The sequence below is a fragment of the Maribacter aestuarii genome, from assembly GCF_027474845.2.
Taxonomy (GTDB): domain Bacteria; phylum Bacteroidota; class Bacteroidia; order Flavobacteriales; family Flavobacteriaceae; genus Maribacter; species Maribacter aestuarii.
Map to the genome: position 1 here is coordinate 2,284,661 of NZ_CP107031.2, position 18,077 is coordinate 2,302,737.

At 39.2% G+C, this 18,077-nt stretch carries 19 protein-coding genes; 14 read left to right on the top strand and 5 right to left on the bottom strand.

Annotation, left to right across the window (positions count from 1 at the left end; all coding sequences use genetic code 11):
* Positions 1-2: 2 nt before the first annotated feature.
* The 3 genes from hutU to hutH are packed head-to-tail and all read right to left on the bottom strand — an operon-like array spanning position 3 to position 4,886.
* Complete coding sequence (gene hutU / locus N8A89_RS10305; RefSeq protein ID WP_281542189.1) at positions 3-2,003, bottom strand: urocanate hydratase; 2,001 nt, start codon at positions 2,001-2,003, stop codon at positions 3-5.
* Positions 2,004-2,056: 53 nt separating this feature from the next.
* A complete protein-coding gene (gene hutI, locus N8A89_RS10310) occupies positions 2,057-3,304 on the bottom strand; it encodes an imidazolonepropionase (RefSeq protein ID WP_281542190.1) in 1,248 nt (415 codons plus the stop codon).
* Between the two features lies 1 nt (position 3,305).
* On the bottom strand, positions 3,306-4,886 hold the full coding sequence (gene hutH, locus N8A89_RS10315) for a histidine ammonia-lyase (RefSeq protein WP_281542191.1): 1,581 nt from the start codon (positions 4,884-4,886) through the stop codon (positions 3,306-3,308).
* Positions 4,887-4,960: 74 nt separating this feature from the next.
* Here hutH and N8A89_RS10320 point away from each other — a divergent pair, with 74 nt between their 5' ends.
* Both N8A89_RS10320 and N8A89_RS10325 read left to right on the top strand, forming a co-directional pair.
* Positions 4,961-5,857 carry a LysR substrate-binding domain-containing protein gene (locus N8A89_RS10320; RefSeq protein WP_281542192.1) on the top strand — a complete coding sequence of 299 codons (897 nt, stop codon included), beginning with the start codon at positions 4,961-4,963 and terminating at the stop codon, positions 5,855-5,857.
* A 15-nt stretch (positions 5,858-5,872) separates the two neighbouring features.
* The gene (locus tag N8A89_RS10325; protein ID WP_281542193.1) at positions 5,873-6,427 is read left to right on the top strand and encodes a nitroreductase family protein; all 555 of its coding nucleotides are present in this window, start codon (positions 5,873-5,875) and stop codon (positions 6,425-6,427) included.
* Here the strand turns inward: N8A89_RS10325 and N8A89_RS10330 are convergent.
* Together N8A89_RS10330 and N8A89_RS10335 are read right to left on the bottom strand one after the other, a co-directional pair.
* A complete protein-coding gene (locus N8A89_RS10330) occupies positions 6,424-7,458 on the bottom strand; it encodes a hypothetical protein (RefSeq protein WP_281542194.1) in 1,035 nt (344 codons plus the stop codon). The genes N8A89_RS10325 and N8A89_RS10330 overlap by 4 nt on opposite strands.
* Positions 7,459-7,464: 6 nt before the next feature.
* A complete protein-coding gene (locus N8A89_RS10335; protein ID WP_289644276.1) occupies positions 7,465-7,974 on the bottom strand; it encodes a DUF456 domain-containing protein in 510 nt (169 codons plus the stop codon).
* A 193-nt stretch (positions 7,975-8,167) separates the two neighbouring features.
* On the opposite strand from N8A89_RS10335, the gene N8A89_RS10340 reads away from it, so the two are divergent.
* The 12 genes from N8A89_RS10340 to N8A89_RS10395 are packed head-to-tail and all read left to right on the top strand — an operon-like array spanning position 8,168 to position 18,057.
* The gene (locus N8A89_RS10340) at positions 8,168-8,563 is read left to right on the top strand and encodes a BlaI/MecI/CopY family transcriptional regulator (protein WP_281542195.1); all 396 of its coding nucleotides are present in this window, start codon (positions 8,168-8,170) and stop codon (positions 8,561-8,563) included.
* A gap of 6 nt (positions 8,564-8,569) precedes the next feature.
* Positions 8,570-10,354: a M56 family metallopeptidase gene (locus tag N8A89_RS10345; protein ID WP_289644277.1), complete on the top strand. Its 1,785-nt coding sequence runs from the start codon at positions 8,570-8,572 to the stop codon at positions 10,352-10,354.
* Between the two features lie 12 nt (positions 10,355-10,366).
* Positions 10,367-11,506, top strand: a complete 1,140-nt coding sequence (locus N8A89_RS10350) for a tetratricopeptide repeat protein (protein ID WP_281542197.1) — start codon at positions 10,367-10,369, stop codon at positions 11,504-11,506.
* A gap of 41 nt (positions 11,507-11,547) precedes the next feature.
* Positions 11,548-12,024: an energy transducer TonB gene (locus tag N8A89_RS10355; RefSeq protein WP_289644278.1), complete on the top strand. Its 477-nt coding sequence runs from the start codon at positions 11,548-11,550 to the stop codon at positions 12,022-12,024.
* Between the two features lie 5 nt (positions 12,025-12,029).
* Positions 12,030-12,584, top strand: coding sequence for a crossover junction endodeoxyribonuclease RuvC (gene ruvC / locus N8A89_RS10360; protein ID WP_289644279.1), 555 nt, complete (start codon positions 12,030-12,032; stop codon positions 12,582-12,584).
* 20 nt (positions 12,585-12,604) lie between these two features.
* A complete protein-coding gene (hemW, locus tag N8A89_RS10365; RefSeq protein ID WP_281542199.1) occupies positions 12,605-13,738 on the top strand; it encodes a radical SAM family heme chaperone HemW in 1,134 nt (377 codons plus the stop codon).
* Positions 13,739-13,749: 11 nt separating this feature from the next.
* Positions 13,750-14,505: a cyclase family protein gene (locus N8A89_RS10370; protein WP_281542200.1), complete on the top strand. Its 756-nt coding sequence runs from the start codon at positions 13,750-13,752 to the stop codon at positions 14,503-14,505.
* Positions 14,498-14,857, top strand: a complete 360-nt coding sequence (locus tag N8A89_RS10375) for a DUF4260 domain-containing protein (protein ID WP_281542201.1) — start codon at positions 14,498-14,500, stop codon at positions 14,855-14,857. Before N8A89_RS10370 ends, N8A89_RS10375 begins: the two co-directional genes overlap by 8 nt.
* The gene (locus tag N8A89_RS10380; protein ID WP_281542202.1) at positions 14,850-15,563 is read left to right on the top strand and encodes a DUF4230 domain-containing protein; all 714 of its coding nucleotides are present in this window, start codon (positions 14,850-14,852) and stop codon (positions 15,561-15,563) included. Before N8A89_RS10375 ends, N8A89_RS10380 begins: the two co-directional genes overlap by 8 nt.
* Entirely contained in the window at positions 15,550-15,876 is a 327-nt protein-coding gene (locus N8A89_RS10385) for a Dabb family protein (RefSeq protein WP_347343924.1), read from the top strand. Before N8A89_RS10380 ends, N8A89_RS10385 begins: the two co-directional genes overlap by 14 nt.
* A gap of 5 nt (positions 15,877-15,881) precedes the next feature.
* Positions 15,882-16,235 (top strand): MmcQ/YjbR family DNA-binding protein, encoded by a 354-nt coding sequence (locus N8A89_RS10390; RefSeq protein ID WP_289644280.1) that lies wholly within the window; start codon positions 15,882-15,884, stop codon positions 16,233-16,235.
* Positions 16,236-16,281: 46 nt separating this feature from the next.
* Positions 16,282-18,057, top strand: coding sequence for a MutS-related protein (locus N8A89_RS10395; protein ID WP_281542204.1), 1,776 nt, complete (start codon positions 16,282-16,284; stop codon positions 18,055-18,057).
* The last annotated feature ends 20 nt before the right edge of the window (positions 18,058-18,077 follow it).

Below are 18,077 nucleotides of genomic sequence, written 5' to 3' on the forward strand. Positions count from 1 at the left end.
TTTTAAAATAACTGGTCTAACAATTCATCTTCCACTAAGTTAGGCAAAGTTACTTTTAGTTCCGGTGTTCTGTTCATTTCCCGTTGAATAGCGAAAAGTGCTTCTTTATTCCTGGCCCAGCTTCTGCGAGAAATCCCATTGTTTACATCATAGAACAACATATTTTTTAATTTTCGGGAAGCATCTTCCGAGCCGTCCAGCACCATTCCAAAACCTCCATTGATTACTTCTCCCCAACCTACACCACCTCCATTATGGATGGATACCCAAGTTGCTCCTCTAAAGCTGTCACCAATGACGTTATGAATGGCCATGTCCGCCGTAAATTTACTACCATCATAAATATTACTGGTCTCCCGGTAAGGTGAATCCGTGCCACTCACATCGTGATGATCCCTTCCCAATACAATAGGTGCGGAAATTTCCCCTGATTTAATAGCTTGGTTAAAGGCTTCGGCAATTTTAGCCCGTCCTTCGGCATCGGCGTATAAAATTCTAGCTTGCGAACCTACCACCAATTTATTCTGTTCGGCTTCTTCGATCCATTTGATGTTGTCCTGCATTTGTTGTTGTATTTCTACAGGGGCGGCGCTTTTAATTTCCTCCATAACCTTTAGCGCAATGGTATCCGTCGTTCGTAAATCTTCAGGATTGCCAGAGGTACAAACCCAACGGAAAGGTCCGAAACCGTAATCAAAACACATGGGCCCCAAAATATCCTGTACGTAAGACGGATATTTAAAATCGATATTGTTTTCAGCCATTACATCTGCCCCTGCACGTGAAGCTTCCAGTAAGAAGGCATTGCCATAATCAAAAAAGTAAGTGCCTTTGGCCGTATGCAATTCAATAGCTCTCGCATGTCTACGTAAAGACTCTTGAACTTTCACTTTAAAAGTGCTAGGATCATTCCTCATCATTTCGTTAGCGTCCTCAAAACTCAATCCGACCGGATAATAACCTCCAGCCCACGGATTGTGTAGAGAGGTCTGGTCAGAACCTAAATGAATGAATATATCCTCTTCAGCGAATTTTTCCCAGACGTCCACTACATTTCCAATATAGGCCAAAGAAACTATTTCTTTTTGTTCAATAGCTTTTTTGGAACGCTGAACCAAATCACCTATGTCTTCAATCAATTCATCTACCCAACCCTGTTCATTTCTTTTATTGGCCGCTACAGGGTTTACCTCTGCACATACGGTGATACATCCTGCGATGTTTCCTGCTTTTGGTTGTGCGCCACTCATTCCTCCCAATCCGGCGGTAAGGAATATTTTTCCAGCCGAATTTTCATCACTTTTCAATACTTTTCTAAAGGCATTCATTACGGTAATGGCCGTGCCGTGTACGATACCCTGAGGACCAATGTACATGTAGGAGCCTGCGGTCATTTGACCATATTGGGTAACTCCCAAGGCATTATATTTTTCCCAGTCGTCCGGTTGGGAATAGTTGGGTATCACCATCCCGTTCGTGACCACCACACGGGGTGCTTCTTTTGAAGATGGAAATAGTCCCATGGGGTGACCAGAATAGATATGTAGGGTCTGTTCTTCGGTCATGGTAGCTAAATACTGCATGCACAACAGGTATTGTGCCCAATTTTGGAAAACTGCTCCATTGCCGCCGTAGGTTATCAATTCTTCTGGATGTTGGGCAACGTCAGGATCCAAGTTATTTTGAATCATCAACATTATTGCCGCTGCTTGTTGTGTTTCAGCAGGATAGGAATCAATTGGTCTCGCATACATCCTATATTTAGGCATAAATCGATACATATAAATCCGTCCATAAAGTTTCAACTCCGATGCGAATTCTTTGGACAACTCCTTATGCCAATCTTTTGGAAAATAGCGCAGGGCATTTCGTATAGCCAGTTTCTTTTCCGATACCGATAGGATGTCCTTTCGGTTTGGCGCGTGACTTATTTCTGTGGACCGTTCCCTCTTTACGGGTAATTCTGATAGGATACCTTGAAGTATTTCCGCTTTAAAATCCATTTTACGATATCTTATTTAATATTTGCGCTATTAGCATTAAGACCTGTTAGCAGCTAACTGTGTTTATTGTAAACCAGCTCTCCGTTTTTCCAAACCATGCATGGTTTCAGGTTTCCTTGATTGTATAAAATCTCTTGGTAATTGCCGGTATGGAACAGACTGAAGTCGGCCAAAAGTCCTTTGTCCAATTTACCCCTATCATTTAACTTGAGCACAGCGGCCGCTCTAAAGGTTATTCCCGCTAAAACTTCCGCATTGGATAATTTTTCAAATGCGCCCAAAATAGCCGCTTGGGTCAGGAGGTCTCCCATAGGGGCGGAACCGGGATTGTGATCGCTGGCAATGGCCAAGGCCCCACCGGCATCCAGTAATTTGCGGGCGGGCGTAAAAGCACAGCCCAGTCCCAGGGAGGCCCCCGGTAATGCTGTAGCTATAACATCGCTTTTGGCCAAAAGAGCGATTTCGCTATCGGTACTTGCTTCTAAATGGTCTGCGCTGATAGCTCCAAAATCTACGGCCACTTTACTGCCGCCTGTTGAAAATTGGTCGGCGTGCACGGTAATATCGAAGCCCATCTCCTTCGCCTTTTTGAAGTAAGGTGCAATTTGCTTTGCGGAAAAAGCACTTTCTTCTATAAAAGCATCGACGCGATTCGTGAGCTTTTCACTCTTTAGAACTGGAAACAAATTTGTGCTTATTTCTTCCAAGTAATCCTCAGCACTCCCATTATAATCCCTAGGAACCATATGGGCGGCAAGACAGGTAGGAATCAAGTCAGAAGCAATGGTAGCGCCTGCCTTTTTAATGGCACGGAGCATCTTTAATTCTTCGTCTATGGAAAGGCCATAACCACTTTTAACCTCTAAAGTGGTGACTCCGTTCTTCAGGTGACGGGTGGCCAATTTGACCGTTTTTTTGACCAGTTCTTCTTCCTTAGCTTTTCTTGTTTGGGTTACGGTATCCCAAATGCCACCACCTGCCTTCGCAATTTCCAAATAGGTCTTGCCAGAATTTCGCATGGCATAATCCTTTGCACGGGACCCACCAAAACATATATGGGTGTGCGAATCAATAAATCCTGGTAAGCATACATGGTCGCCCTTTAGCTCATGCACGGAAGCACCCTCATTATTCTCGAACAAATCATGGAATTTTCCTATAGATTTTATCTTTTCATTTTCGACCAATATTCCTGCATCCGCGATAATTACGAGTTGCTCGTCGGAGATAGCCCCCTTAATCGGTATTCCGGTCAATGTGAGGAGCTGTTTAAAAGGGCCTATAAGTGTGTGTGAATTCATATTAGTAGTTCTCAAAAATGTCCGAATATTTAGTCTTTAAAGCTATTCCTTTTTTAGAACTTATACCTTCAATAACTTTTATAATGGTCTTGTTTTGTATCATTTTTATGCCTTTTTGAATATCATCGGCAAATACACGGTCCTTATCCGCAAAGGCCACATGTTTTCGTAATTCTTTATGGATTTCATCCAAGAATATGCCAGATTTCATTGGTTTCCGAAACTCGAATGCCTGTCCGGCGGTTAAGAGTTCAATAGCCAATATTTTTTCAACATTGCCGATAACTTGCAATGCTTTTCTTGCTCCAATTGAACCCATACTGACGTGGTCTTCTTGCCCCAAAGAGGTAGGAATGCTATCTGCACTTGAGGGAAAACACAAGCCTTTATTTTCACTTGCCAAAGCTGCGGTAGTGTACTGTAAGATCATATAGCCCGAGTTAATTCCCGTGTCCTTCATCAATAATTTTGGAACGCCCGGGCTATTACCTTCCAAGGCCAAATATATTCTCCTATCGGATATATTTCCTACTTCCGAAGCTGCTAAACAGGCGTAGTCCAACGCCATTGCCAGAGGTTGTCCATGGAAATTTCCGCCACTTATCGTGAGCTCCTCATCTATGATAACGGGATTGTCCGTAACCGAATTTAATTCTACCTGCAATAATTCTTTTAGGTGTAACCAGGCATTACGAGACGCACCATGCACTTGTGGAATACATCGAAGGGAGTAGGGGTCCTGGACACGTTCACAATCAATATGGTCCTCCATAATTTCCGAGCCCTTAAGCAATCGCTTTACTCTTTTCGCCACGTGAACGTTGCCTTTAAAAGGCCTCAAGGCATGTAGTTCATTATAAAAAGGCTTTACAGAACCCTGCAGGCCTTCAATCATCATAGCACCTATGATATCCGCTTGAGACAGAACTGAGTGTAATTTCTCTATCACTTTTACCGCATGAGCCGCTATGAATTGAGTCCCATTGATAAGTGCCAAGCCTTCTTTTGGGCCTAAGGTTAAAGATTCCAGACCGGTTTGTTCAAATAGCTCAGTAGTTGAAATTATTTTGTTTTTATAGTTCACTTGGCCAAGGCCGATTAAGGGAAGAAACAAATGTGAAAGAGGCGCTAAATCTCCTGAAGCACCTACGGAACCTTGAGAGGGCACTAAGGGTATGGCATCATTTTCTATGTGCCAAATTATTCTATCCAAAGTTTTTTCGGCAATTCCGGAGTAGCCTTTTGCTAGCGAATGGGCCTTCAGAATAAGCATCAGTTTTGCAATGTCATCCGAAATGGGATCACCGACACCTACACTGTGACTTTTAATGATGTTGGTTTGTAATATGCTAGTTTCAGATTTGGATATTTTGGTCGTGCATAACGGACCAAACCCTGTGTTGATCCCATATACGGGATGGTCTTTTTCCACTATGCTTTGAACAATTTCCCAAGAGGTGATTACTTTGTCCCGGGTAGCAGAGGACACTTTCAGCACAGTGTTTCCTTTGGCTATGTTCATAGCAATACCTGCGGTTAACCAATCCGCACCTAAATCGAATGTTTTGGGTTGTTCAGTCATGATTTTTTATATCCATAAAAATATTCATTAAGTTTGATAATTACCAATACTATTTTTATACATAATTAATAACTATGAGTTCTCAGATTGAACTACGTCATCTTACGTATTTCTTGGCAGTATCGGAAGAATTACATTTTAGAAAGGCGGCGGAAAAGTTGTTCATTTCCCAACCGGGATTGAGTAGGCAGATAAAACAAATGGAGGAGATTTTGGGGGCAACATTGTTTGTAAGGAACAAAAAGAAAGTCACCCTAACACCCGCAGGCCATTATTTGAAAAGTCAGGCAGAGATTCTGTTTAAACAACTGAAAGAGACAAAGCGACAATTGCAGCTTATTGGAGAGGGAGATACGGGGGAACTTCGCATCGGTTTTTTAGGTTCTGCCATGCAGCATGTCATTCCATCACTTCTACTGGATATTAAAGATAAGTATCCAAAAATAAGAACTTCCTTAGAAGAGCGCCCCAACGCTTTTCAGGTGGAAGCCGTTTTAAAGGATGAGCTTGATTTGGGCTTTGTACGTTTGGCACGTGTACCTGCCGGGTTACATATGGAAACGGTTTATGAGGATACTTTTTCATTGGTCTTACCGGAAAGTCATCCCTTGTCCGATGAAGAATTCAACGGGATGCAGCAATTTTCAGATGATAATTTCATATTGTTCAGTCAAGAATACAGCCCGTTCTATTACCAAACGATAATGAGTATTTGTTCCGATGCCGGTTTTATTCCAAGAATATCGCATAAATCCGTTCATGCGCATACCATCTTTAAACTGGTGGAAAATAATTTGGGAATCGCCATTGTACCTACGGCACTGCAGCACGGATTCCAAATGCGCGTAAAATTTATAGAACTAAAGAGACTGAAGCAGAAGGCTGTACTATCCGTGATATGGAAAAAGGAAAATGCCAATCCTGTGTTAAAAAATTGCATGGATTTACTTTTAGGTAGATCTTCAACTTAACTAATAAAAAGCAGCATGATTTTCGATTTAATTAAAAAAAGACGTTCTGTTTTTCCGGCGCAATACAATGATAAACCTATTGCAAAAACCGATATAGAAAAAATCTTGCAAGCAGCGAATTGGGCACCTAACCATAAGAAAACGGAGCCATGGCGATTTAAGGTGATACTTGGAGAAAAGAAAGCGGAATTGGGAGAGTTTTTGTCGAATACTTACATTGATATTACTCCCAAACCAAAACAGATGAAAGCCAAAAAACTCATAGAAAATCCAAAAAAGGCGGGAGCCGTTATCGCTATCTGTATGCAACGCGATCCTAAGGAAAGTATCCCGGAATGGGAAGAAGTCGCAGCCACGGCAATGGCCGTACAGAATATGTGGCTCTGTTGTACCGAAATGGGTATTGGTTGCTATTGGAGTTCCCCAGGACTTATTATGTATATGCAAGAATTTCTGGAAATGAACGAAGGTGAAAAGTGCCTCGGGTTTTTATATATGGGGTATTTTGATGGTGAACTTCCCGAACAAACAAGGAGTTCTATAACCGATAAGGTACAGTGGATGGATTAGACTGTAGCGGCAGCATCCAATTTTTCTTTTACTGCTGATACAAATTCCACCTTGTTATCAATGGTAAGCAAAATTGTATCACACTCCTGTGTTAATCCATACGGCTTTTGAATCTTGTGTCTTGTTTTTAAATGTATAATCACATTATGTCCCGTACTTTCTTTATGGATTCCCATAGTTCCAACCTTTTTAGTTTCGGTAGAGGACATTTCTTTGCTACTGGCATAAATGTTGTCGATTTCATCAAGTCTAATTGTGATATCCGAAATTAATCCGTTTTTCAAGGATAAGCTTTCTTTGCTTAAAATCGTAGGTCTTAGGAATAGTACCTTAATATGTGCTATTACCATGAAACTACTATAAATGCTAGTCCCCGTTAAAATCCACGCAGCAGTAGCATTCCATTTCATAAGTAAAATATGAAAAGCGAAAGTCTCTATACAAATGACCAATAGAAATGCAACGGCTAGAGCAATACTTCCATTCTCCTTATAACTTGTAAATTCATCATGTTTGTGCTTCTTTGATCTCCAAGCAAAAAATGTGTAGTAAAACAGGGTCACTTCTGAGGCAAGCAAAGCGGTGAATTTTGATTTTCCAAACACCTCTTCGGCACTCATAAGAGTTAAAGTATGAAAATCGATAGATGTTTTTGAATTTGTACGAAACGCTTTTACCATTACCCGGATTTTAAGTATTAGTATAGTAAGTATGGTTAGTTCAACTACCGGGAGTGCGTAAGTTTTAATGAGTATTAAATGGGCCTGACTATTTTCGGGTAATACATAGGAGGCAATTATGATTCCACCCACAAAAAAAGGTATAGCTTTTAATTTAGAGATCTCACTTTTTCTGGTAAGTAATAAAAAAAGTAGGGGAGCGGTCAGAATCAAATCATAAGTAATACCCATTGCCAATTGGGGATAGTCCTGGAATAGGGGACTAAGAGCTAAGGCTATTGAAATCAGAATAACTAGTAAGGGTATTCCATAGCTCAATATAATTATCCTACTGAATCTCATAATTGCCATATAATTTTAATTAAAATATGGGAACAAAGCCTGTCTATAGTCCCAAACTTTAGACAAGAATAGTCCTAAGAAAATAATCGTTGTTACGAACTTCATAAACGTCCCGGTCAAAAAACCAAGAAAAGATCCAAAGGCGGCCTTCAAAGCGGTCCTGTTATCTGCTTTGTTGGAAAGCTCACCCAAAAATGCGCCTAGAAATGGTCCTATTATAATTCCGCCAGGAATGGGAGCCAGTAGACCTATTACCAAACCAATTGTGGCACCGATCATGCCTGCTTTGGAGCCTCCAAATTTTTTGGTGCCCATAGCCGGGATAATATAATCCATTACAAATATAAGTAAGGCCACAGCTGCCGTGATTCCTAAAAACCACCAATTAATTGGAACGGCTTCGGTTAAATGAAGTAGTAAAAGACCAATCCAGCTTAGGGGAGTTCCCGGTAAGACAGGTAAAAAACTACCCAATATTCCAATGATCATAAATATAAATCCAACAATTAGTAACGCTGTATCCATTTAGTTATATTATAGTTGGACTAAGATACGCTGAATTTGTTACAGGTGTTTACAATTGCAAGGACCTCTTAAAGGTGCTTTAGAGCCTAATGACTAGTCTTCAAGAAGAAAATTTAGTTTTTCAACTAAAAAATTAGTTTAAACTAAATATTTAGTTATATTTGTTTCAGTATTAAACTAAAAAGTTAGTTGAATGAAACAGTTAACCAAAGCGGAAGAAGAGGTAATGCAAGTGCTATGGCAATTGGAAAAGTGTAATGTGGCGGCTATTATTGATGAGCTCCCCAATCCAAAACCGGCTTACAATACAGTTTCAACCATCGTTCGGATTTTGGAAAGCAAGGGTTTTGTGGATCACGAGCAAGAGGGGAAAGGATATCTCTATTTTCCGTTGTTGAAAAAATCCGAATATAGTCATCAGTCCATCAACAAATTGGTAGATGGGTATTTTCAGGGATCTTTTAAAAGTATGGTTTCGTTCTTTATGAAAAAGAATGATATGACCTTGGCTGAGTTGGAAGCAATTTTGAACGAAATTAAGACTGCCGACCCAAAATTGAACAATGAGAAACAGGAAAATCAAAAATAACATCTAATGACACAGTATATCCTAGAGTGCATCGCCTTTCAATTGGTGTTCCTCATCATTTACGACTTCTTTTTGAAGCGCGAAACCTTTTTTCAATGGAATCGGGTTTATTTGATAGGGTCTTATGCCTTGTCCCTTATACTGCCATGGATAAAAATTGAGGCCTTTAAAACAGAGGCGCCAACTATCTTTAACGGCTATGCGGAATTTTTATGGAACCTGGACCAGTCCGCTATGCTGCTAGAAGGTGAATCCGCCAAAGCATTTAACTTTTCATGGCAAGAGACATTAATAATCTTGGGAGCAACATTGGCTACAATTTGGTTCGGCGTAAAAATTTGGCGTTTAGTAAAGCTCAGAAAAGAGGGGAGCGTTCACTATTTTAAAAACTTTACACGCATACTTGTTCCCGAGAGTAGTATCGCTTTTTCTTTTTTTAAATCGATTTTCCTTGGTGAAAAAGTACCTGAAAGGGAATATGATTCGATCATTTCACATGAACTAGTACATATACGGCAATGGCATTCCTTAGATCTTTTATTCTTTGAACTGATGCGTATCGTGAATTGGTTTAATCCGTTGGTCTATGTATACCAGAACCGAATAGCCGAACTCCACGAATTTATAGCCGACGCCCAAGTTCCCAAAACAGAACGAGAAGCCCATTACGAGTTGTTATTGTCCCAAGCTTTTCAGACACAGAATATATCCTTTGTCAATCAATTTTTTAAAACTTCATTAATCAAAAAACGAATCGTCATGTTAAAAAAGTCAAAGTCTAAAAAAGTCTGGCAGTTAAAGTATGTGGTATTAGTGCCATTAATTTTAGGGATGCTTGCCTTTACGTCCTCAAAAAAAGGTGTATTCCCAATAAATAAAATTCAGAAAATGAAAGTTGTGCCCTTCGGTGAAGTAGAGAAAGTGCCGATTTTTCCTGGCTGTGAAAATGACGATGATAAACGTGGTTGTTTTTTTGAAAGTATGCGTGAGCATATTCGTAAGAATTTCAACTATCCTAAAGAAGCCCAAGAAAACGGAATACAAGGCAGGGTAGGAATTTTGCTTACGATAAATACCAAGGGCGCAATAACGGATACAAAATATCGTGGCCCTGATTCTTTGCTTACGAATGAAGCAAAGAGGATTATTGCCAAATTGCCAGTTATGCAACCTGGATATCACGAAGGAAATGTGGTTAGCGTAGCTTTCTCTATCCCGATTACATTCAAATTAGATAATAATTCCGATGATTTAACAGAGGAAAAAGCGGCCACAAGATATAGCCAATTACTAATAGAAAGGGCTCGATTAGTGCAATTGTCAAATGAAAGCAATAAGGTAATTGTCAATCTCGATAAGCAACTAAAAGCATTGAAGGAAAGTATGGACCTTAAAGAAGAATCAGATAAGAAAATTGTAAGGTCCAAAAATTATGACGAAGCTTCAGATGTGCCATTTTCAGTTGTGGATGAAATTCCTATTTTTCCAGGATGTGAGAATACTGAAGACAAAAAAACTTGTTTCAATAACATGATGCAAAGCCACATTAGTAAAAATTTCAATTATCCCAAAGATGCCGAAAAAAATGGCATTGAAGGTCAAGTAAACCTTTTATTCAAAATTTCGGATAATGGCATAGTGAAGGATATAAGATATAAAGGAGCAGATCAGATTTTGAATGAGGAAGCTGAGCGCATTATAAAAAAGCTGCCTAAAATGATACCTGGTAAGCAAAAAGGAAAAGAAGTCAATGTTATCTATTCCATTCCAATTACCTTTAAACTGGATTAATGTAAGCTCCGTATGAAGCATCAGCTTATCTTGATTGTTCTCATGATTATTTTCAAGGCCGAAGCCCAATCTTCGGCTTCTTCTATGGCAGATAGCTTATACCTAACAGGAAATTATACTTTGGCCATCAATGCATATGCTAAAATGGGTAATGATAGGACCAACTTACAGATAGCTAGGGCCTACCAAGCCATCGGAAATTTAGATAAGGCAATTTCACAATATGAAAGTATAGTAGCTGAAAATCCGGCATTACAGATTGCCGCTTTCGAATTGGGAAAATTATACTTGAGGACCAATGCGTACGACGAGGCCAGAAAACTTTTTTCCAAGCTTGCGACTGGTGGTTCTGAGAATCCGGAATATCAGTATTACCTAGGAGAGGCCTATAGGGAATTGGGGCAGCCGGCCAGTAGTCTTGTTTCTTATAAAAACGCAATACAACTGGATAGTACGCACTTAAGAAGCCTCTTTCAATTGGCTAAATTCTTCACCGTGAAACAACAACGGGACCAAGCGCTGGAATACATTAACCAAGGATTGGAATTTTATAGCAATGATGTTGCATTGGTAAATTTAAAGGCACTGGTATATTTTAATGACGATCAATACCCGAAGGCCATTCCTTGGTTTGAAAAAGTGTTGGCCCTTGGGGAGCGCAAAGAATATGTGTATGAAAAATTGGCGTATTGTTATTACAAGAATTGGGAGTTTGATAAGGCCAAGGAAACGTATAATGAATTATTAAAGCTGAATGATGATAATTCCGACACTTACTTTAGTCTGGCGGAGGTCTATAGAAAAAATAAAGAGTTGGATAGTGCCGAAGTTTTTATTAAAAAGGCAATGGAAATCAAGAAGCCCATATTCGCAACGGGATATAATGCCTTGGCCGGACTGGCACGGGAGCGGAACGATTTAACGACCGCCTTATCTTATTATGAAAAGGCTCACGCTCAAGAACCCATGGAGCCACGTTATTATTATCAAATCTGCACCTTAAACGATCAGCTTGCCGAAGAACCTGGAAGGAAGCTGGAATACTATGAAAATTTCATCAAGTTATATGGTAGTAAGCAACCCTATGTTTCGCAAATGGTCGCCAGGCGCATATCCGAACTAAAGGAAGAAATACATTTTAGCCAAGAGTAAACTCCTTAAAAAATTGTAATTTCCACCATAGATTTGGTGCCATGTATCGCTTGTTGATTTTATTGTTTTGCTTTGTTTTGGCTTCCTGTAATTTCCTTGAATCCAGGGAAAAACGAACCCAAGAGCTGATCAATGCCGAACTTCAGCAAATAGATTGGAACTCCATAGATTCGTACCCCTTATTTTTAGATTGCGATGAAACCGCATCCAAGGAAAGTCAAAGGCAGTGTTTTGAGCAAAAATTGACCACTCATTTTGAAGCAACCTTAAATGAGTTCGAGTTTATCATTGACTCGGAAAGTAATCCAGTGGTCTTCGTTACCTTTGTCATAGATACTGAAGGAAGAATAATGGTAGTAGATATAGAAAAAGACCTTTCTATATTAAAGCAAATGCCAGAATTTGATGGGATTATTTCACAAAGTCTTAAAAATGTACCCGCTATTGCTCCTGCCTTAAAGAGAGGTATTCCCGTACGGACAAAATATAGAATCCCCGTTCAATTAAATACGAAATAGAAAGATTGGCCAACGAAAAAATCATATTGGGAATTGACCCCGGAACTTCCATTATGGGGTTTGGACTTATTAAGGTAGTAGGTAAGAACATGGAGTTCATGCAAATGAACGAGCTCTTACTTTCCAAGTACAAGGACCCGTACACCAAGTTGAAACTCATTTTTGAGCGTACCCTTGAATTGATAGATACTTATCATCCGGATGAGATAGCCATCGAAGCTCCTTTTTTTGGTAAGAACGTGCAGTCCATGCTCAAATTAGGCCGTGCTCAAGGAGTGGCTATGGCGGCTGGACTTTCTCGTCAAATCCCTATCACAGAATACTTGCCCAAAAAGATAAAAATGGCCATCACTGGAAATGGCAACGCCAGTAAGGAGCAAGTAGCGAAGATGCTGCAAAGTGTGCTCAGTTTAAAATCTCTTCCAAAAAATCTTGATAGTACAGATGGCCTGGCAGCCGCCGTATGCCATTTTTATAATGAGGGTAGGGTGGAAGTTGGCAAATCTTATACCGGTTGGGATGCCTTTGTAAAGCAGAATACTAACCGAGTTAAAAAGTAGAATACACAGGGAATACGTACATGAGCGGCATATACATCCACATCCCATTTTGCAAACAGGCCTGTCATTATTGTGATTTTCATTTTTCCACTAGCATGGGAAAGAAGGAAGCCATGATAGCGGCCTTAGCCAAAGAATTGGAACTACGCAAGTCTGAATTCGCAGATGAGGTGGTAGAAACTATCTATTTTGGTGGTGGAACACCTAGTGTATTGGAAACTGAGGAAATTGAACTTTTGATTGATACTGTGTACAAACATTTTTCAGTTTTAAAAGAGCCTGAGATTACCTTAGAAGCTAATCCAGATGACCTCTCTGAAAAGAAAATTTTTCAGCTAGCAGAGAGTCGCATTAACCGTTTAAGTATTGGCCTACAATCTTTTTTTGAAGAAGATTTAAAACTGATGAATAGAGCACATTCGTCAAAAGAAGCAATAGCATCCTTATCTCTGGCACTCCGCCATTTTGATAACATTTCCATTGACCTTATTTATGGTATGCCGAACATGACCAACGAACGTTGGATTCAAAACATAGAGAAGGCACTGACCTTTAATATTCCGCATATTTCAAGCTATGCATTAACGGTAGAACCCAACACCGCATTAGCGACTTTTATTCAAAAGGGATTGATAAAACCGGTAGATGACGAGGTAACACAGGAACACTTTAATATCCTAAACGAAAAGTTGGCAGATGCGGGTTACGATTGTTATGAAATATCCAATTTTAGTAAACCAGGGTATTTCTCTAAGAACAACTCGGCGTATTGGCTTCAGAAAAAGTATATCGGAATTGGTCCGTCCGCACATTCCTTTGATGGTAATCGTAGAGGTTGGAACATTAATAACAATCCAAAATATATAAGGGCAATTGAAAGCGGTGAGCTTCCCATGGAAGTCGAAGTTCTTTCCGCAAAGGATAAATACAACGAATACGTAATGACCGGATTAAGGACAGTTTGGGGTGTTTCAATGTCAAAAATTGAATCAGAATTCGGCTCTAAATTTCGGGAGTATCTTATGTTACAAGCCAAAAAACACCTTGATGAGCATTTATTATATTTGGATGGCGACATTTTAAAGACAACGAAAAACGGTAAGTTTTTGGCTGACGGAATTGCAAGTGATTTATTTATGGTTAAATTGAAATAAGTCCGGTAGAAATGAAAACCAAAATCACGCATAACAAAAAGGAATACGAAATAAACTTGTCCAAGCCATTGGACATTTCCATGCCGTTGAGGGGAAATGAATTGAATGTTAATGCTTGGTACGTTGATCATCCAAAGATAGAACCCCATGAGGATGGAGATTTTGTAGGTAGTGTTGCGGAAGGAGCATCCACAAATTTTAATGATATTTGGTTCAATCCCCATGCTCATGGTACGCATACGGAATGTGTTGGCCATATTACAGAGGATTTTTATTCCATTAATCAGCATCTAGACCAATTTTTTTATCTGGCCGAAGTAATTACCATTGCTCCGGGAAAAGTAGGGGAAGACTTCGTAATTTCTAGAAAACAGCTTGAAAATGCTTTGAAAGACACAGTCCCGGAAGCAGTTGTTATCCGAACATTACCTAATACTAACGCAAAGTTGACCAGGCAATATTCCAATACGAATCCACCCTACATGTTGGAAGCTGCTGCGGAATTTTTAGTGGAAATTGGAGTGTCGCATTTATTGATAGATTTGCCTTCTGTAGATAAGGAAAAAGACGGCGGGACACTTTTGGCACACAAAGCTTTTTGGAATTATAATGGGGAACAAAGGATTTCTGCCACCATAACCGAGTTGGTTTTCGTGCCTGGCCACATAAAGGATGGAAGCTATTTTTTAAACTTACAAGTTGCTCCTTTTGAGAACGATGCTAGTCCTAGTAGACCGGTACTTTATAAAATTAAAAGCAATGATTAAACTTTTGAAGATAGAGGAGTTGGCCATGTTCATCTTGGGCATTTTCATGTTCGGGCTTTTGGGCTATGAATGGTGGTGGTTTTTGATTCTTATCTTAGCTCCAGATTTAGGGATGATAGGTTATTTAATGAACCCCAAAATTGGGGCATGGTGTTATAATGTATTCCATCACAAGGGTATCGCCATCGGTATATATTTTTTGGGAATGTATTTGTCCCTGCCTGTAGTACAATTAATAGGGGTGATTTTATTTGCCCATGCTTCAATGGACAGAATTTTAGGTTACGGGCTCAAATACGAAAAAGGTTTTAAGTTTACCCACTTAGGAGAAATAGGAAGAAGAAATGGATAATATTTTAGAAATTTTTTTAGGATTGATTTTGGGAGCCATCAGTATGTATTGGTTGTTCTCCTTCTTTAGGAATAAAAAAAGTAAAGAGCTTACAACACATCAATCCACCGTCCTTTTGGAGAAAATCAAAAGTGTTTGCAAGTTGATATCCGTTGAAGGTGATTTTGCCGAGATATATAGGTATGAAAATGCCAAGGAATATTTTATGAGTTTGGTGAGTAGCAAGAAAAAGGCTCTTGTAGTAATAAAGGCGAAAGCTCAGATCGGATATGACTTAAGTAAGATATTGATGCATGCGGATGATGGGAAAAAGAAAATAATACTTACGAATTTTCCACAGCCGGAAGTACTATCCATAGAACCAGAACTGGAATTCTATGATATTAAAAGCGGATTTTTTAATGTTTTCACCCCCAACGACCTTACTAGTTTAAACCAAGAGGCAAAAAAACATATCAAAGAAAAAATACCGGAAAGTGGTCTGATGGAAACTGCTAGAAAAGAAGCGTTAGAAACGGTCTTGCTCATAGAGAAGATTGTGGAGACCATTGGATGGAAGCTAGATTATACAGCTTTACAGATAAGTGAAGAACAGATAAAAAAATTGAAAACCGATAATCATGAAACATTTAGTCATAAGCATTTTAATGTTATTTTGTACATTGTCCGCATTAAGCCAAGACCAAGAAGAAATGAAAGAATTTGATTCTAATTTTGCCCATACCGTATTCTTTTGGTTGGAAAATCCAGATGACATACAGGAGCGTGCCGCTTTTGAAAAATCGCTACAAAAATTCTTGGACAATTCAGCCTACGCCAAGACCAAGTTTATAGGTAAACCACCAAAGGCCAGTAGGGATGTAGTGGATGGTTCTTTTACCTACTCCTTAATCGTAACGTTTGAATCTGCTGAGGCACAACAGGCGTACCAAGATGAGGAACCCCACAAACTATTCATAGCGGAGTCCAGCGCTCTTTGGACTAAGGTGATCGTCTACGATTCCAAAGGAATTAACTAGGTTAAATGAATGTTGAGGAATTTAGGGAGTACTGCTTATCAAAAAAAGGAGTTACGGAAGAATTCCCTTTTGATGAAACTACCCTGGTGTTTAAGGTCATGGGGAAAATGTTTGCGCTATGTGGACTGGAACGTATTCCTTGTCAAATAAACCTCAAGTGCGACCCAGAGAGAGCTGTTGAATTACGAGAAACCCACGATGGTATTATTGAGGGTTGGCATATGAGTAAGGTACATTGGAACACCCTTTTCATTGAAAGATTACCGCCTAAACTAACAAAAGAACTTATAGACCATTCCTATGATTTGGTCGTATCAAAATTCACCAAAAAACTGAAGTCGGAGTTGGACGCCCTCTAAAGCATTTTGAGTGGTATCTTTGTAGTTCCTTAAATACACATCAAAGTTGTCAGATACACCAAAAGCCTTCTACTTTTCTAAAATAGAAGAAAACCAATCGAAATTAACAAAGGTCAAAAAGCAACTATTCGCTTTTAGCATGGTGCGTTTATTCGTTTTTTGCATTTCCTTCGTAGGAATATATTTTGCCTATGGCAATACAAAACTGGTAATTGGGATTATTCTGGTTACCATTGTCGTATTTCTATTATTGATCTCTAAATACACTGAACTCCAGTACAAAAGGGATAAGCTGAGTGCCCTTATCAATATCAATAAAACTGAAATCGAAGTTTTAAACCGCAATTTCCATCACCTTCCCGATGGCAAATCCTATAAAAACCCTAGTCATTATTTTAGTCAGGATATAGATCTTTTCGGAAAAGGCTCTTTCTATCAATATATAAACAGAACGGTGCTGAAGGAAGGTAGCGACACACTCGCAAGTATATCTACGGATAATTCTATTGACAATATTGAAGGAAAACAAGAAGCTGTTGAAGAGCTGTCCAAAATGACCGAATGGAGACAGAACTTTCAGGCCATCGCCTCTCTCTCCCGGTCAAAAACTGATGTAAAGACCATTGCCAACTGGTTAAAGAATTATACTCCCTTTGTACCTGGTTGGATGCGCTACCTACTAATAATTTTTTCAGGATTGTCAATTGGAGTTATCGTCTTATATTTCTGGGATATCGTCCCGGAATCATTACTCATTTACTGGACGCTATTTGGTCTTTTAATTACCGGATTATTTACTAAAAAAATAACCAAACTGGGTGGGGACCTTTCGAAAATACAATCCACCTTCGAACAGTACAACAAGTTATTATTGTTGATTGAAGAAGTGTCATTTACGTCAGATCTACTCAAGCAAAAAAAGGAACATATCGTAAGTGACGGTCGAAAAACTTCATCACTCCTCAAAGAATTTTCCAAACTCTTGAGCAGTTTGGAACAAAACAATAATTTTTTCTTTCTGGTTCTGGGTAATGGACTCTTTCTACGTGGCTTGGCAACGTGTTATAAGATAGAAAACTGGATAAAAACCCATGGTAGTTCTGTTGAGCAATGGTTTGAGGTGATTGCCTTTTTTGACGCCCACAACAGTTTAGGGAATTTTGCCTTCAATCATCCTAATTACACTTATCCGAGTATATTGGAAAATGGAAGTACACTTAAATCAAAGGGTGCCGGACATCCCTTGCTAGACCCTAAAAAGAGCGTGTTGAACGATTTTGAAATAAAAAATGGTGAATTCTTCATTATTACGGGCGCTAATATGGCTGGAAAGAGTACGTTTCTGCGTACCGTATCCCTACAAATAGTAATGGCAAATATGGGCCTTCCCGTTTGCGCAACCTCGATCTCCTATGTTCCTATTAAGCTCATAACAAGTATGAGAACAACGGATTCATTAACGGATGATGAATCCTATTTCTTTTCGGAATTAAAGAGACTAAAGTTTATTGTGGACGAAATTCAGAAGGATGAATATTTTATTGTTTTGGACGAAATCCTAAAAGGCACAAATAGCACTGACAAGGCAAAAGGTTCTCGAAAATTTGTTGAACGCCTGGTAGATGCCAAGGCCACAGGAATTATTGCTACCCATGATTTAAGCTTATGCGAAGTGGCAAAAGAACTTCCTCAAGTAAAAAATCACTATTTTGATGCTGAAATTATAAATGACGAACTCCATTTTGATTATAAATTTAAGGAGGGAATCTGTAAGAACATGAACGCTTCATTTTTATTAAAAAAGATGGAGATTGTGAATTAATTCTAAGTTATCCTGAAAAA

Bases quoted from the DNA above. Each gene is read 5' to 3' on its own strand.
- N8A89_RS10380 (WP_281542202.1), top strand. From the start codon at position 14,850: ATGGATAATATTTTAGAAATTTTTTTAGGATTGATTTTGGGAGCCATC.
- N8A89_RS10325 (WP_281542193.1), top strand. From the start codon at position 5,873: ATGATTTTCGATTTAATTAAAAAAAGACGTTCTGTTTTTCCGGCGCAA.
- N8A89_RS10340 (WP_281542195.1), top strand. From the start codon at position 8,168: ATGAAACAGTTAACCAAAGCGGAAGAAGAGGTAATGCAAGTGCTATGG.
- N8A89_RS10345 (WP_289644277.1), top strand. From the start codon at position 8,570: ATGACACAGTATATCCTAGAGTGCATCGCCTTTCAATTGGTGTTCCTC.
- N8A89_RS10335 (WP_289644276.1), bottom strand. From the start codon at position 7,974: ATGGATACAGCGTTACTAATTGTTGGATTTATATTTATGATCATTGGA.
- N8A89_RS10350 (WP_281542197.1), top strand. From the start codon at position 10,367: ATGAAGCATCAGCTTATCTTGATTGTTCTCATGATTATTTTCAAGGCC.
- hemW (WP_281542199.1), top strand. From the start codon at position 12,605: ATGAGCGGCATATACATCCACATCCCATTTTGCAAACAGGCCTGTCAT.
- hutI (WP_281542190.1), bottom strand. From the start codon at position 3,304: ATGAATTCACACACACTTATAGGCCCTTTTAAACAGCTCCTCACATTG.
- hutH (WP_281542191.1), bottom strand. From the start codon at position 4,886: ATGACTGAACAACCCAAAACATTCGATTTAGGTGCGGATTGGTTAACC.
- N8A89_RS10390 (WP_289644280.1), top strand. From the start codon at position 15,882: ATGAATGTTGAGGAATTTAGGGAGTACTGCTTATCAAAAAAAGGAGTT.
- N8A89_RS10320 (WP_281542192.1), top strand. From the start codon at position 4,961: ATGAGTTCTCAGATTGAACTACGTCATCTTACGTATTTCTTGGCAGTA.
- N8A89_RS10330 (WP_281542194.1), bottom strand. From the start codon at position 7,458: ATGGCAATTATGAGATTCAGTAGGATAATTATATTGAGCTATGGAATA.
- N8A89_RS10385 (WP_347343924.1), top strand. From the start codon at position 15,550: ATGAAAGAATTTGATTCTAATTTTGCCCATACCGTATTCTTTTGGTTG.
- hutU (WP_281542189.1), bottom strand. From the start codon at position 2,003: ATGGATTTTAAAGCGGAAATACTTCAAGGTATCCTATCAGAATTACCC.
- N8A89_RS10370 (WP_281542200.1), top strand. From the start codon at position 13,750: ATGAAAACCAAAATCACGCATAACAAAAAGGAATACGAAATAAACTTG.
- N8A89_RS10355 (WP_289644278.1), top strand. From the start codon at position 11,548: ATGTATCGCTTGTTGATTTTATTGTTTTGCTTTGTTTTGGCTTCCTGT.
- N8A89_RS10375 (WP_281542201.1), top strand. From the start codon at position 14,498: ATGATTAAACTTTTGAAGATAGAGGAGTTGGCCATGTTCATCTTGGGC.